Source organism: Paractinoplanes tereljensis (genome assembly GCF_016862435.1).
Classification (GTDB): Bacteria; Actinomycetota; Actinomycetes; order Mycobacteriales; family Micromonosporaceae; genus Actinoplanes; species Actinoplanes tereljensis.
This window is the reverse complement of the sequence record NZ_BOMY01000034.1, coordinates 96,217-111,289: the sequence shown is the minus strand read 5'-3', so window position 1 is coordinate 111,289 and position 15,073 is coordinate 96,217. Positions and strand designations below refer to the sequence as shown.

The 15,073-nt window shown below is 71.6% G+C and carries 10 protein-coding genes; 5 read left to right on the top strand and 5 right to left on the bottom strand.

What is annotated here, in order from left to right:
* Positions 1 to 25: 25 nt before the first annotated feature.
* Positions 26 to 4,243: an MMPL family transporter gene (locus Ate02nite_RS49510; RefSeq protein WP_275422961.1), complete on the bottom strand. Its 4,218-nt coding sequence runs from the start codon at positions 4,241 to 4,243 to the stop codon at positions 26 to 28.
* Positions 4,244 to 4,278: 35 nt separating this feature from the next.
* Positions 4,279 to 5,097, bottom strand: coding sequence for a hypothetical protein (locus tag Ate02nite_RS25615; protein WP_203809874.1), 819 nt, complete (start codon positions 5,095 to 5,097; stop codon positions 4,279 to 4,281).
* A gap of 371 nt (positions 5,098 to 5,468) precedes the next feature.
* On the opposite strand from Ate02nite_RS25615, the gene Ate02nite_RS25610 reads away from it, so the two are divergent.
* Positions 5,469 to 6,095, top strand: coding sequence for an FKBP-type peptidyl-prolyl cis-trans isomerase (locus Ate02nite_RS25610; protein WP_203809872.1), 627 nt, complete (start codon positions 5,469 to 5,471; stop codon positions 6,093 to 6,095).
* 23 nt (positions 6,096 to 6,118) lie between these two features.
* Positions 6,119 to 6,904: a peroxide stress protein YaaA gene (yaaA, locus tag Ate02nite_RS25605; protein ID WP_203809870.1), complete on the top strand. Its 786-nt coding sequence runs from the start codon at positions 6,119 to 6,121 to the stop codon at positions 6,902 to 6,904.
* On the opposite strand, the gene Ate02nite_RS25600 is transcribed toward yaaA, so the two are convergent.
* Positions 6,899 to 7,243: an STAS domain-containing protein gene (locus Ate02nite_RS25600; protein WP_203809868.1), complete on the bottom strand. Its 345-nt coding sequence runs from the start codon at positions 7,241 to 7,243 to the stop codon at positions 6,899 to 6,901. The genes yaaA and Ate02nite_RS25600 overlap by 6 nt on opposite strands.
* Before the next feature lie 58 nt (positions 7,244 to 7,301).
* Positions 7,302 to 8,957 (bottom strand): copper resistance CopC/CopD family protein, encoded by a 1,656-nt coding sequence (locus Ate02nite_RS25595; protein ID WP_203809866.1) that lies wholly within the window; start codon positions 8,955 to 8,957, stop codon positions 7,302 to 7,304.
* Positions 8,958 to 9,067: 110 nt separating this feature from the next.
* On the opposite strand from Ate02nite_RS25595, the gene pgm reads away from it, so the two are divergent.
* Positions 9,068 to 10,711, top strand: a complete 1,644-nt coding sequence (gene pgm, locus Ate02nite_RS25590; protein WP_203809864.1) for a phosphoglucomutase (alpha-D-glucose-1,6-bisphosphate-dependent) — start codon at positions 9,068 to 9,070, stop codon at positions 10,709 to 10,711.
* 75 nt (positions 10,712 to 10,786) lie between these two features.
* Entirely contained in the window at positions 10,787 to 13,093 is a 2,307-nt protein-coding gene (locus Ate02nite_RS25585; RefSeq protein ID WP_203809862.1) for a putative bifunctional diguanylate cyclase/phosphodiesterase, read from the top strand.
* On the opposite strand, the gene gnd is transcribed toward Ate02nite_RS25585, so the two are convergent.
* Positions 13,090 to 14,526, bottom strand: coding sequence for an NADP-dependent phosphogluconate dehydrogenase (gene gnd / locus Ate02nite_RS25580; protein WP_203809860.1), 1,437 nt, complete (start codon positions 14,524 to 14,526; stop codon positions 13,090 to 13,092). The two genes, Ate02nite_RS25585 and gnd, sit on opposite strands and share 4 nt — an antisense overlap.
* 197 nt (positions 14,527 to 14,723) lie before the next feature.
* Here gnd and Ate02nite_RS25575 point away from each other — a divergent pair, with 197 nt between their 5' ends.
* Positions 14,724 to 15,038, top strand: coding sequence for a type II toxin-antitoxin system PemK/MazF family toxin (locus Ate02nite_RS25575; RefSeq protein ID WP_203809858.1), 315 nt, complete (start codon positions 14,724 to 14,726; stop codon positions 15,036 to 15,038).
* Positions 15,039 to 15,073: the final 35 nt, after the last annotated feature.

Sequence of the window (15,073 nt, the reverse complement as noted above, 5' to 3'; positions counted from 1 at the left end):
TGCGACTGGGCGCGGTGCGACTGGGCTATTCGACGTGCTCGCGGAGGTCGCGGGTTGGGCCTGCCTCGTCCGCCCTGCGCGCCGACATGTGGTCGGCGAGCGTAGCGGGCCGCTTCGGGCCGTCTGTCGCGGCTGGGAAGGCGCCGTCGTTGCCGTCCGCCGCGGCGGGGAAGGTGCGGTCGTTGCCGTCGGGCGGGGAGGTCCCGTCGTTGCCGTCCGACGGGGAGGGGAAGGCGCCCTCGTTGCCGTCGGGGGCGGTGGAGAAAGCGCCGTCGTTCGGGGCGGCTGGGGGCGTTTCGTCGACGGGGCGGCGCATACGCGGGACTCGGCCCGCGGTGTAGTCGCTCAGGTCGGCGGGTCGGGACTCCCGCAGGTGGTCGGCTAGGTCGGCCGGGCGGCGCGACACCGGCTCGGCCGCGGGGGACGGCTGCGGTTCGGTCTCGGTCATGGGCTCTGGCTCCGGGAAGGAGGGGACGGGCCGCCGGGGGAGCGGCTGATCGCCGAGCGTAGCGGGACGGCGCGGCGCCGTCAGCCCGTCCTTTGTGTAGGTCCCGAGGTCGGTCGGCCGATTCGGTGAGCGGCGGGCCGGCGGCTGGTCGGCCAGCGTGGCCGGCCGGCCCGAACCGATCCGGGGCGCGAGGTCGACGGTCTCGGCGAAGGCCGACGGCGCGTACGCGTAATCCGGCGTGACCGGATCCGGCCCGAACAGGGTCGCGGCCGCACGCGCGTAGAACTCCTCACCAAGCGGCGGTTCGCCCCTGTCCGGCGCATCCGGCTCGTCCTCGACCGGGTGGACCGCCGCCGGAGCAAGGACCTCCTCCTCGGCGACGGCCTCCTCGACGGGGTCGTCCTCCACCGCGATCGACTCGGGCGCCTCGGCCCGGCCGGCCGAAGAGCCGGACACGGCAGCGGTCTCCCGGCCGGACCCGGAGGCGGTGGCCGGCGCCGGGACGTCGTCCTGGTCCAGGGCGGAATCCGTGGCCGGCTCCCGCAGGTCGTCGTGCTCCCGGCCGGAGTCGGCGACCGCCTCCGAAGCGTCTGCCTGGTCCCAGTCGGGACCGGCCGCCGCCGGAAGAGCGTCTGCCTGGTCCCAGGCGGAGGCAGCCGTCGCGGGGGCGTCCCGCTGATCCCGGGCAGGAGTGGTCGTCGCGTCGTCTCCCTGGTCCCAGGCGGAAACGGTCGCGGCGTCTTCCTGGTCCCAGGTCGGAGCGGTCGCCGTCGCCGAGGCGTCGTCGTGGTCCCAGCCCGAGGCGGTGACCAGTTCCGGTTCGCCCTCCTTGTCCCGGGCGGGATCGGTCACTCCGGCCGGGGCGTCGTCCTGGTGCCAGTTGGGAGCGGTCGCTGCCGCCTGGGCGTCGTCGTTGTCCCAGCCGGAGGTAGACGTTGTCGCCGGGGGTGCGTCCTGGTGCCAGGTGGGAGCGGTCGTCGCCGCTGGGGCGTCGTCGTTGTCCCGGCCGAAGGCAGGCGTTGTGGTCGGGGTGTTGTCCTTGTCCGGGGTCTCCGCGTCGCCGGTGTTGGCGTCCGGGGCGGCGTAGGCGGCGTCGTCCGAGGGCTCGGGGGCGTCGGACGGTTCCGGGTCGGGGACCGGGAGGGACATGCCGGGGACTACCGGGACCGAGATCGGGGGGCGGTCGTTCTCCCGGGGGGTGTCGTAGCGGGACAGGCCGGCCGGCAGGGCCAGGGGGGACTGCGGCGCGCCGAAGAAGAACGCGTCGTCGGACTTCGGGCGGGGTGCGGGGGGCTCGTAGCGGGGGACGGCCGGCAGGAAGCCGGACAGCTCGGCCAGGCGGGTCGCGGCGACCGCGGGGTCGAACTCCGGCAGTTGCGGCAGTTCCGGCTGGGCGAAGAACAGGCCGGAGTCGACGATCTCCGCGTCCACCGGCTCCTCGTCGGCCACCACGCGCGCCTCGGGAGCGGCCGGCAGGCTCAGCACCTGGGTGTCCTCGAAGCGGGCGATCACCTGGGTCTCGTCGCTCGCGGGGCCGGCCGGGAGGGCGAACGGCTTCGCGGGGGCCGGCAGCGCCCGGCCGGCCAGGTCGTCGGCGGCCGGGGGCAGGGCCAGGGTGAAGTCGGAGTGGTAGGTGAGCACCTGGGTCTCGTCGGGGGCCGCGTGCCGGCCGGGGGCCGCCACCTCGTACTCGGCCAGGCCGGCGCGTTCCTGCAGGCGCCGCAGCGGGCCGGGGGCCCACCAGGCCGCGTCGCCCAGCAGGCGCAGGACCGCGGGCACCAGCAGCATCCGCACGATCGTGGCGTCCAGGAGCAGCGCGATGATCATGCCGACGCCGACGAAGCGCATGGTGGTGACCGAGGACATCGCGAAGGCGCCGGTGACCACGATGAGCAGCAGGGCGGCCGCGCTGATCACCCGGCCGGTGCGGGCCAGGCCGGTGGTGACGGCCTCGTCGGTGGTGGCGCCGCGGGTGCGGGCCTCGACCATCCGGGACAGCAGGAAGACCTCGTAGTCGGTGGACAGACCGAAGACCACGGCCGCCATCAGTACGACGATGCCGACTTCCAACGGCGCGGGGGTGACGTCGAGCAGGCCGGAGCCGTGGCCCTCCTGGAAGATCCAGACCAGCGCGCCGAAGGTGGCGCTGAGGCTGATCGCGCTCATCAGCACCGCCTTGATCGGCAGCAGGATCGAGCCGAAGGCCAGGAACATCAGCAGCAGGGTGGCGCCGACCAGCAGCCCGACCATCAGCGGCAAGCGGTCGGCGGTGGCCTCGAGGCTGTCCACGTTGCGAGCGGTGGTGCCGCCGACCAGCAGCGACGCCCCGGCCGGCACGGGGATGGCGCGGATCGCGTCGACGACGTCGCGGGCCTCGTTGCTGAACGCGTCCTTGGCCGTCAGGGTGGCGGTGAACACCGCGACCCCGTCGGCCTTGCGCGGGACGCCGAGCTGGGCGATGCCGGGCACCTGCCGCAGCTGCACCGCGAACCCGGCGGTGTCCGGCGCGTTGCGCAGCACGATGTCCACGCTGTCGCCGGTGAACTGCGGGTAGTCGGCCTTCAGGGTCTCGATGGCCACCCGGGACGGATCGCCGGCCGGCAGCTGGCGCTCGTCGTTCTCGCCGAAGTGCACGTGCCGGATCGGCGAGGCCAGCAGGAACAGCACGGCCAGGATCGGGATGGCCACCAGCAGCGGGCGGCGCAGCACGAACCGGGCCAGCCGGGCCCAGGCCGACGCGTCCGGGTCGGCCTCGGCCGCGTTCTTGCGGCCGGGCAGGCGCACCGGGAGCTTGTCGACCCGCGGGCCGAGCACGGCGAGCAGCGCGGGCAGCAGGGTCAGCGACAGCACCGCGGCCAGGAACACCGAGGCCAGGCCGCCGTAGGCGAGGGACTTGAGGAAGCCCTGCGGGAACAGCAGCAGGCCGGCCAGGGCGATCATCAGCAGGGTGGCGGAGAAGACCACGGTGCGCCCGGCGGTGCCGACGGTCCGGGCCACCGCTTCGGCCGGCGTACGGCCATCGGCCTGCTCTTCCCGGAATCGGCCCACCATGAACAGGCCGTAGTCGATGGCCATGCCGAGGCCGAGCAGGCTGGCCACGTTGACGGCGAACGAGTTGACGTCGTGGAACCCGGCCACCGCGTGCAGGATGCCCAGCGAGCCGAGCACGGCCGCCCCGCCGACCAGCACCGGCAGCGACGCGGCGACCAGCGAGCCGAAGATCAGCACCAGCAGGATCAGGGTGATCGGCACGCTGATCGCCTCGGCCTTGCCGAGATCTTCGGTGGAGCGGGTGGAGGACGCGTCGGCGAGCACGGTGGCCCCGGAGAGCTGCACCTTGGCGCCACTCACGGCGAACTGGTCGTCGATCTCCCGGTAGGCGTCGAGCTTGGCCGAGTCGTCACTGCCGGCCAGAGTGACCAGCGCGATGGCGCTGGACTTGTCCTTCGCGGCGTAGCTGGCGGACTTCGTCGACCAGTACGAGCTCGACGCGCTGACCGCCGACTTGGGCAGCTTGGCCAGCGAGTCCTTGACCGCCTTGCCGAGCGCCGCGTCGTCGATCTTGCCGGCGGCCGGCGTGTAGATGACGACCAGGTCGCCGCCCTGCGCGCCGAACGCGCCGGTTATCGCATCCGCGGCCTGCGAGGATTCGCTGTTCGGGTCGGTGTAGCCGCCCTCGGTCAGCTCCGAGAAAAGACCCAGCCCCCAGACACCGGCGCTGATCACCGCGACGAGCGCGACGGACAGCACCGGCCACCGGAAGCGGGCAACCCACGATCCCCAGCCCGCGAACACGAAATCCCCTTATTTGCGCGTGTAACAGATGTGCATCAGCGCAGGGTGGCCGCTTCGAGCGCCACCCCGCCGCAGCCGTCCCCAAACGCCTGCGCGGTGTTCCAACTGAAGTTGATCCTGGTCGCTGCCGGTGCCCGGTAGGTGACCGTGTAAACCAGCGTCCGGAAGGTACCGTCCCGCTGTTCGACCGAGCGCGACGCGGTCGCGGAACCGGCCGACAGCGAGGCCCGCAACTCTCCCTTCGCGCTGATGATGCCGACGTACAGGCGGAGCACCTTCGTCGTGGCCGACGCGGGTGCGCTCACCGTGAAGCCGTTGCCGGCGCCGCAGGTGCGGATGCCGGTGGTGGTGCCGTCACTGTGGTCGACCGGGTCGCCGCCGGTCCACCGGAAGAACTGCGCACTCAACGCATGCCGAAACCGGGGCGCGGTCGGCGTACCCTCCAAGATCTTGAAATTTCCGTTTTTGTCGCGTTCCAGCGAGAAAGTGCCGTCCTCGCCCCAGTGCACCCAGTCGTCGGTGCCCTCGGCGGTCAGGTCCACGGTCGACGGCACCGACCCGGCGTCGATCTGGATGCTGCCCTGGAACGGCGGTTTGGTGGTGGGCTTCGGGCTCGGCTTGGTGGTGGTCGGCGTGGGAGTCGGCGTCGGGCTCGGCGAGAGCGACGGTGACGGGCTGCCGATCGGGATCGGACCGGGACTGCCGGAGGGCAGCTCGATGCCACCGAGCGCGGCGGTCGGCGGCGGGTCGGGCAGTGGATTGTTGTCGCCGCTGCCGTTGATGATGCGGCTGGCGATGAAGCCGAAGCCGACCACCACGATCACGCCGGCCAGGATCACCGAGGCCGAGGACATGATCTCGTTCCACCCGTACCGGTCGCGAGTGGAATCCTGCGGCGACTCCGCGGCGCGGCGGAATCCGATGAAAGCGGTCCGGCGATGCGGACCGCGGCGGCGCGCGGGTTGGCGACCAGAACCGGTCGACGGCAAACGGACCCTCCCCTGGTCGTCTGACGGCCCCGCCCGGCCGTGAAAGCGTTCTCACGTTGTAGCGCGTAAACAATCTCATTTCGATCAGTGACGGTGAAGAACGATTTGAGTGACGAACCGGATGGCCGATCACCCACATCGGCGGTTCGGTGGAGGTTTGGTGAGGGCTCCGTCACCGCTACGGGTACCGTGTCGGAAGTTTCCGCCCGAGCCCGTTACAGGAGAGTCGACAGCATATGAGCACCCAGACCGTGCGGCCCACCAGCTCCGGGGAGTCGGCCAAGCGTCGCGGGCAGGCCGTCGCCGGCGCCCTCACGGGGGTGGCGATCGTCATCGTCCTGGCCGTGGTCTTCTTCGTGGTCCGGAACAACGACAAGAACGACGACAAGACGCCGGTGGCCGGCTCCGCCCCCGCCGCGTCCCAGCCGTCCGAGGCCGCCCAGCCGACGGCAGAAGCGCCGACCGCGGAGGCGCCGGCCGCCGCCCAGCCGTCCGCGGCGGGCGTGAACACCCCGGCCGCGCTGAGCAAGGAGCCGGACGTCAAGGCGGGCCAGGGCAAGCTGACCAAGCTGGTGGTGACCGTGCTGGTGCCGGGCACCGGGCCGGCCGTCGCCAAGGGCCAGACCGTCACCGCCAACTACAAGCTGATCGCCTACACCACCGGTGAGGTGATGGACTCGTCCTGGTCGCGGGGCGAGCCGTTCAGCACCCAGATCGGCGTCGGCGCCGTCATCCAGGGCTGGGACCAGGGCGTCCTCGGCCAGAAGGTGGGCAGCCGGATCCAGCTCGACATCCCCGAGGCGCTCGCCTACCCGGGCAAGGGTGACCTGCGCTTCGTGGTCGACATCCTGGCGGCCCAGTAAAAGCCGCCCAGTAATCTCTCGGCGTGCTGATCCTGCTCCCGCCCTCCGAAGGCAAGACACCCGCGACTGAAGGCTCCCCGGTCGACCACGCTCAGCTGTGGCTTCCGGGGCTGGCCGGGGCCCGGCAGCGGGTGTTCAACCGCCTGGTCGCGATGTGCCGGCGCAGCAGCGCCCGGTCGGTGGCCGACTCGCTCAAGGTTCTCGGGCTCAGCGAGGGGCAGCGGGACGAGATCGCCCGCAACGCGGTGCTGGCCGAGGCGCCCGCCGCGCCGGCGATCGAGGTCTACACCGGCGTGCTGTACGAGGCGCTGGACGCGCCCACCCTCCCGCCGGCTGCGCAGTCTTGGCTGGGCGAGTCGGCGGTGGTCTTCTCCGGACTCTGGGGCGCGGTGCGGCTGGGCGACCGGATTCCGGCCTACCGGTGCTCGGTCGGCGTCAGCCTGCCGACCGTCGGTGGGCTCACGCCGTACTGGAAGAAGCACCTCAAGCCCGCGCTCGACCCGGCGGCGGCGGACGGCCCGGTCCTGGATCTTCGCTCCGGCGCCTATGGCGCCATGTGGCAGCCGGCCGGCGAGGCGGCGACCGTGCGGGTGCTGCACGAGCGGATTGTCGGCGGGGTGCCGAAACGGTCCGTGGTCAGTCACTTCAACAAGGCCACCAAGGGCCGGATCGTGCGCGCGCTGGCTGAGTCGGCGGCCGCGCCGGCCTCGATCGACGAGGTGGTCGGCACGCTGCGTGATCTCAAGTACACGGTCGAGGAGCAGCCAGGCAAGGTTCGGCAGCTCGACGTGGTGGTCCGCGAGCTATAGCTCCTGGCGGCCCATGAGGGCGTCGCCGACGGTGGCGTAGACGCCCAGCCGCTGGGCCAGGCCGACCGTGTCGAGCAGGTGCTCGAGGAACTCCGGCGGGCTGGCCAGCCGCAGCCAGCCGCCGTCCGCGACGGCCCGGTTGTGGCCGACCACGAACGTGCTCAGGCCGATCGAGTCGCAGAACTCGACGCCGGACAGGTCCACCACCACGCGCGGCGCCGGGCGGTCGAGCACCTGCTCGAGGGTGGTGGTGAGAACGGTGGCGTTGTCCACGTCGAGGTGCCCGCGGACCGTCACCACCACGGAATCGTCTTGGTTACCGACCACGGATACGTGCACGACCGGAACCTCCTGGGACGGGGTGAGGCCCTCTACCTGCCCAGAACGTGACCGAAAGTCACCTCTTCGCGGTGTCCGCCGGAACGTCGATCGTGGTTTTGACGGTGGCCTGGTTCAGTTCGCCGATGCGGACGGTGAACTTGATCTCGTACTGGCCGGGGTACGGGAAGGTGATCGCGCCGGCCGCGTGGTGCCGGGGCACCAGCGGGAGCAGCGGTTCGGTGACCGGTTCCAGGTCCCGGCCGAGCAGCTGGGAGGTGACGGTCCACTCGTCGGCCGGCAGCGGGGCGCCGGCCGGGGTGTAGACGAACGCGTGGATCGTGTTGTTGTCGCCGACCTGGGTCGGGAAGATGTTGAACTGCAGCGTGTAGAGCGGGCAGGTCAGCGTCTGGGAGACCCCGTCCTCGCGCACCGCGCCCTCGTCGACGGTGGCGCTGCGCCCCGGGTTGACCTGCACCAGCACGGCCGACAGACCGAGGATCACCACGGTGGCGGCGACCTCGATGCCGACGGTGCGGCGCATCGCGCCGGCCCCGGAGGCCGGCACCTGCCGGCGATTGACAAGCCTGCGGGCGTACGCCGCGACAGCGAGGGTGGCGGCCAGGACGCCGACCTTGGCCAGCAGCAACCGGCCGTAGTCGGTCTCCCACAGCGCCCGCACCGTGCCGACCTGCACCACCGCCTGCACGGCCCCGCCACCGACCAGCCAGACCACGGCCAGTGCGGCCCACCGCGACCAGACCGGCAGGATCACGCCGAGAACGCGCGGGTGGGTGCGGCGCAGCAGGAAGACGGTGAGGGTGATCAGGCCGCCGAGCCAGACCGCCATCGCCGCGATGTGCACGACGTCGGACGCGACGACCGCGGCGGCCAGCGGCGAGGCGGCGGCGTGCCCGGTGAGCGGCCAGGTGACCATCCCGCCCAGGGCGACCGCAAGGAGTGTGAGCCCCTTGATTCGGGACGCGCCACCGCGCAGCACGGCCGGGAGCAGCGCGGCCGCGATGGCGAGGGCGGCGAGGCGGGCGATCAAGGTGAGGCCGTAGGAGCTGGTGAGCACCTGGCCGAGCTCGGCCGGTCGGACGTCCCACAGGGCGGCCCCGCTGCTGGCCGGCGCCTGGGTCCAGAGCGAGCCGAGCGTGGCCACCCCGACCAGCACCAGGCCGGCGTAGACGGTGCGGGTCGCACCGGTCCGGGAACGGCGGCGCGGCCAGAGCAGCGCCAGGAACAGGGCCGGGCCCACGGCGAGCGTGAGACCGGCGTACCCCAGGAAGCGCGTGACCGGCGTCGCGAGGGTGACCGACCGGTGGGTTTCGGCCGGGCCGGCCTCCGGCGGCGTTGCCGACGGCGCGCCGACCGAGAAGGTGATCGCCCCGCCGACCGGATGGCTGTCGGCCGAGATCACCCGGTAACTGACCAGGTACGTGCCGAGTGGCTGGCCGGCCTTGCCGACCGGAATGCGCAGCGTTGTCCCGGAGACCGTCGGGGTGCCGGAGATGCGCCGGCCGTCCGGGTCGAGCACCTGCACCCGGCCGGTCACCGGGGTGATGCCCTCGCTGAAGGTCACCACGATCTCGGTGGGGGAGGAGCCGACGATGCTGCCCGGCGCCGGGATCGAGCCGATCAGCGCGGCGTGCGCACTGGCCGGGCTCGCGGGCAGGACAAAAATTCCGAGGGCGATCAGTACGGCCGCCAGCGCGCGCACTGCTCTTGTCACGTCCGCCCTTTCATCACGTCAGATAGTTCGGATGCCGGAGGTGAAAGGTTCACCTGATACGGGGTATCGATAGGCTCCGGGCAGGTTACCTGTACTGAAGGAGGCCCCTCATGTCCGTTGATCCCCGCGCCGGTAAGCCCGCCGCACCCAGCGACCTGATCGACGTTCCGCGGGTGATCTCCCGGTACTACACCGAGCACCCCGATCCGGCCGTGGTCGGCGAGCGGGTCGCGTTCGGCACCTCCGGGCACCGCGGCTCGTCGCTGAAGACCGCGTTCAACGAGGACCACATCGCCGCCACCAGCCAGGCGATCGTCGAGTACCGCAAGGCACAGGGCACCGACGGGCCGCTGTTCCTGGGCCGCGACACGCACGCGCTCAGCGAACCCGCGATGATCACCGCGCTCGAGGTGTTCGCGGCCAACGACGTGACCACGCTTATCGACAGCCGGGACGGGTACACCCCGACCCCGGCGGTGTCCCGGGCGATCCTCGCGCACAACCGCGGCCGCACCAGCGGGCTCGCCGACGGCGTGGTGGTCACCCCCTCGCACAACCCGCCCGCCGACGGCGGCTTCAAGTACAACCCGCCGAACGGCGGGCCGGCCGACACCGACGCCACCAAGTGGATCCAGGACCGGGCCAACGCGATCATCGCGGCCGGCCTCAAGGAGGTACGCCGGGTGCCGGCCACCCGGGCCCGCACGTCGGCGCAGGTCACCGGCTATGACTTCCTCGACGGATATGTCTCCGCGCTGCCCGAGGTGATCGACCTGGAGGCGATCCGGTCGGCCGGGGTGCGGATCGGTGCCGACCCGCTCGGCGGGGCCAGCGTTGCCTACTGGGGTGCGATCGGCGAGCGGCACGGCCTCGACCTGACGGTGGTGAACCCGCACGTCGACCCGACGTTCGGCTTCATGACGCTGGACTGGGACGGCAAGATCCGGATGGACTGCTCCTCGCCGTACGCGATGGCTTCTTTGATCGCCCAGAAGGACAAGTATCAGCTGGCCACCGGCAACGACGCGGACGCTGACCGGCACGGCATCGTCACCCCCGACGCCGGGCTGATGAACCCCAACCACTACCTGGCCGTGGCGATCTCCTACCTGTTCGCCCACCGGCCGGACTGGCCGGGCGGTGCGGCCATCGGCAAGACCCTGGTCTCCTCCTCGATGATCGACCGGGTGGCCGGTGACCTGGGCCGGCACCTGGACGAGGTGCCAGTGGGGTTCAAGTGGTTCGTGCCCGGCCTGCTCGACGGCTCGATCGGTTTCGGCGGGGAGGAGAGCGCCGGCGCCTCGTTCCTTCGCCGGGATGGCTCGGCCTGGACCACCGACAAGGACGGCCTGATCCTCGACCTGCTCGCCTCGGAGATCATCGCGGTGACCGGCCGGACGCCGTCGGAGCACTATCGGGACCTGGTCGGGAAGTTCGGCGAACCCGCCTACGCCCGGATCGACGCGCCCGCCACCCGCGAGGAGAAAGCGATCCTGGCCGCGCTGTCCCCGGCCCAGGTCACGGCGACCTCACTGGCCGGGGAGGAGATCACCTCGGTGCTGACCACCGCGCCCGGCAACGGGGCCGCGATCGGCGGCCTCAAGGTCGTCACCGAGAACGGCTGGTTCGCGGCCCGGCCGTCCGGCACCGAGGACGTCTACAAGATCTACGCCGAGTCGTTCCAGGGCCCCGAACACCTGGCCCGCATCCAGGAGGAAGCCCGCGGGGTGGTCTCCGCCGCGTTGAAGGGCTGATCTTCTCAGCTCTCCCGGCTCCCGGCCGACAGGTATGCCGCAACAGCGATACCGTCTCGGGAGCCAGGGGAGCTCATGACACAACCCGTGGTGACCGCAGGCCGGTCCCGCGCCGCAGCCGGGCTGGTCCCGCTGCTGGTCGCGGGCGTGGCCACGGCCGCGGTGTGCCTGTGGCTCCTGCTGCACACCGGGTCTGGTGTGACGCTGGGCTACCTCGGCGGACCGATTGCGCTGGTCGCGGCGGTCTACAGCTGCTGGAAGATCGGCTCCAGCATCCGGGTGTCCCGGCCGGTGCGCGCGTTCTGGCGGGCCCTGTCGCACTCGGCGGGGCTGCTGCTGATCGGCTCCTGCATCTCGCTGGCGCTCTCCAACAACAACGCCGGCCTGTCCCTGGTGGCCGCCGCCCCCAACGTGCTCGGCATCATCTGGGTCGTGGTCGCCGTGTTCCGGCTGCCGCTGGGCGACTCTTCCGCGCTGGGCTGGGCCCGCACCCTGCTCGACTGCGTCACCGTCGCGGTCGCCGGCACCCTGATCTTTTGGTACGTCGTGCTCAGCTTCGCCCCGGACGCCACCGACCTGGACACCCGGGCCGCGGCCGGCACGGTCGGCGTGCTGAGCCTGCTGGTGCTGGTGATCATCGGCAAGGCCGCGGTGGTCCCGAACGCTCCCGTCGACTCGCTCGCCCTGCGGCTGATCGCGGTCGCCCCGATGATCGGGGTCACCACCGCGGTGCTGCTGATCGCCGGCTCCGAGGGCCCGCGCCTGGTCCAGTCGGTGCTCACCGGCCCGCTGCTCGCCCTGGCCTTCGCCGCGGCCGCGTTCCGGCAGAAGCACGTGCTGGCCCATCCGCCCGCCGACGCGACCCGCCGGCACCGCTCGCTGTGGGACATGCTCCCGCTGATCGGCGTGGTCGCCACGGCCGGCATGGTCATCTCGGTGTCGGCCCGGGAGATGGACGGCCGGGAACGAGCCGTGATCGTCGGCGCGGTGCTGATCGTGGTCTGCGTGGTGGCCCGCCAGTTGCTCGGCCTGCGCGAGAACAAGCGCCTGCTCAACGGCATCCGCACCCAGCAGGTCCAGCTGGAACGGCTGGCCATGACCGACCCGCTGACCGGGCTGGCCAACCGCACCCGGTTCGGCGCAGCCCTGGCCGAGCGCCTCGGCGCGCACCGCCCGGTCACCGTGCTGCTGATCGACATCGACGACTTCAAGACGATCAACGACTCGATGGGCCCGGCGCTGGGCGACCAGCTGCTCTACCAGGTCGCCCAGCGGCTGCGGAACTCCAGCGCGGTCCGCGAACTGCCGGCCCGGCTGGGCGGCGACGAGTTCGCGGTGCTGATCGACGCCGACGAGATCGCGGTCGCCGAGGACGCGGCCGCCCGCATCCAGCAGGCCCTGGCCGAGCCGTTCCGGGTCGGTGAGGAGCGGCTGCTCGCGCACGCCAGCATCGGGGTGGCGCTGGCCGGCCCGGGGGACAGCGCCGACGAGGTGCTGCGCAACGCCGACATCGCCATGTACGCCGCCAAGGAGGGTGGCAAGGCCGCCTGGGTGCGTTTCGAGCCGCGGATGCGCCAGGAGGTCGTCAACCACGCCCGGCTCGGCAGCGAGCTGCACAACGCGATCATCCGCAACGAGCTGTTCCTGATGTACCAGCCGGTCTTCGACATCGTCACCGGCCGCCTGCACGGCGCCGAGGCGCTGGTGCGCTGGAAGCACCCGGTCCGCGGGTTCGTGTCGCCGGGCGACTTCATCCCGGTCGCCGAGCGCTCCGGGCTGATCGTGCCGCTCGGCGCGTGGGTGATGCGCGAGGCGCTGCGTCAGCTCTCGGTCTGGAAGGCCGAGCACGGCGCCGGCGCGATCAAGGCGATCAACGTGAACGTGGCGGTCCGCCAGCTGCGCGAGCCCGGCTTCGTCGACGAGGTGGCGTCGGTGCTGGCCGAGTTCGGGCTGCTGCCGTCGAACCTGGTCGTGGAGATCACCGAGTCGTCGGTGGCCGACGGCCGGCAGGTGCGCGAGACGCTGCAGGCCCTGCACGAGATGGGGGTGCGGCTCGCGCTTGACGACTTCGGCACCGGGCAGTCGTCGCTCTCGCTGCTGCGGGCCTTCCCGGTCGACGTGCTGAAGCTCGACAAGTCGTTCGTCGACGGCATCGCCGACGGCGAGGACCGGGGCCGGCTCGCGGTGGCCGCGGCAGTCGCCCAGCTCGCCGAGTATCTCGGGCTGTCGGCGGTGGCCGAGGGCATCGAGAGCGAGGCCCAGCTCGACCGCCTCCGCGACATGGGTTACCGCCTGGGCCAGGGCTTCTTCATGGCGAAGCCCCTCCCTGCCGACGAGGCCGGCATGCTCATGGCCGCCGACCCCGTCGTAGCGAAGTACTAGGCGTCGACTTCCTTGCGGTCTTCGGTCGCCCACAGGGTGTGGAACGAGCCGTCCTTGTCGACCCGGTGGTACGTGTGCGCGCCGAAGAAGTCACGCTGACCCTGGATCAGGGCGGCCGGCAGGCGCTTGGCCCGCAGACCGTCGTAGTAGGCCAGCGCCGACGCGAAGCCCGGGGCCGGGATGCCCTGCTGGGCGGCCGTCGCCGCGACCCGCCGCCAGGCGTCCTGCGCGCCGCTCACGGCGTCCAGGAAGTAGTCGTCGACAAGCAGCGTCGCGAGCTCGGGCTGCTTGTCGTACGCCTGCTTGATGAAGTCCAGGAACTTGGCCCGGATGATGCAGCCGGCCCGCCAGATCTTGGCCATCGCGCCCGGGTCGATGTCCCAGCCGTACTCCTTGCTGGCCGCCTGGATCTGCTGGAAGCCCTGCGCGTACGCCACGATCTTGGAGGCGAACAGCGCCTGCTCGACGTCAGCCTTCAGGTCACCGGCGTGGGTCTTTTCCGCAGTAGGGCCGGGCAGGCCCGCGTCGGCGGCGGCCTTGCGCACGTCCGGGCCACCGGACAGGGCGCGGGCGAACACCGACTCGGCGATGCCGGAGACCGGAACCCCAAGATCCAGAGCCGCCTGTACGGTCCACCGGCCGGTGCCTTTCTGCTCGGCCTGGTCAACCACGATGTCGACGAACGGTTTGCCCGTCGAAGCGTCGACCTGCTTGAGCACCTCGGCGGTGATCTCGATCAGGTAGGAGCCCAGCCGGCCCTCGTTCCAATCCTGGAAGATCGCCGCGATCTCGGCCGGCTCGTGCCCGCCGACCTGCCGGAGCAGGTCATATGCCTCGGCGATGAGCTGCATGTCGGCGTACTCGATGCCGTTGTGCACCATCTTCACGAAGTGGCCGGCGCCGTCCGGGCCGACGTGCACGCAGCACGGCTCCCCGTCCACCTTGGCCGCGATGTCCTCCAGCAGCGGGCCCAGCGCGTCGTACGACTCCTTGGGGCCGCCCGGCATGATGCTCGGCCCGTGCAGCGCGCCCTCCTCGCCACCCGAGACGCCGGCGCCGACGAAGTGCAGGCCCTTGGCCTTCAGCGCCGCCTCGCGCCGCCGGGTGTCCAGGTAGTGCGCGTTGCCCGCGTCGATCAGCATGTCGCCCGGCTCGAGCAGCGGCGCGAACTCGTCGATCACCGCGTCGGTCGGCCCACCGGCCTTCACCATGATCACAACCCGGCGAGGGCGCTCCAGGCTGGCCACGAAGTCAGCGGCGCTCTCCGACGGGATGAACTTCCCCTCGTGGCCGAATTCCTCCACGAGCTCCTTGGTGCGGCCGTACGAGCGGTTGTGCAGGGCCACGGTGTGGCCGTGCCGAGCGAAGTTGCGCGCCAGGTTGCGCCCCATCACCGCCAGACCGGTAACCCCGATCTGTGCCTTCTCCGACATCAGTGACGTCCTTCCTTAGTCTGAGCAACGCCCTCATTCTTACCTACGGGACAGGGCCGATCTTGGTTCGATCCCGACCTCCGGAAAGGCGTTTCCGGCGCGCCGCGGCCTGCGCGACGCAGAAGATCCGTGCGGCTGTACCCTCGTGCGCATGTCATCGCCAGCCGCGTCGCACATGCCCTGCGAGGTGCGCTGAGATGCGGCGCGGCGAGATCTGGACCATCGGCAACCGCACCGACCTGCGTTATCGGGTGCTGGTGCTGTCCGCGGACAGTTACAACGACCGGAAGAACGCCGCACCTTTCTGCGCCCCGATCGTACGACAGCGGGGCGCCACCGAACTCCCGCCGTACGCGGTTCCGCTCAGTGAACAGGACCCGATCACCGGCGTGGTGGTAGTCAACCGGATGCGGCGGCTGCCCGCCGAGGTCGGTGCCGAACGGCTCGGCATGATCACCGGATCCAGCATGGTCCGCCTGACCGAAGCGCTGCGCGAGTTCTTCGAGATCTGACCCCCGGTCGGGTGAACAGCCGACCGGAAGGCCCG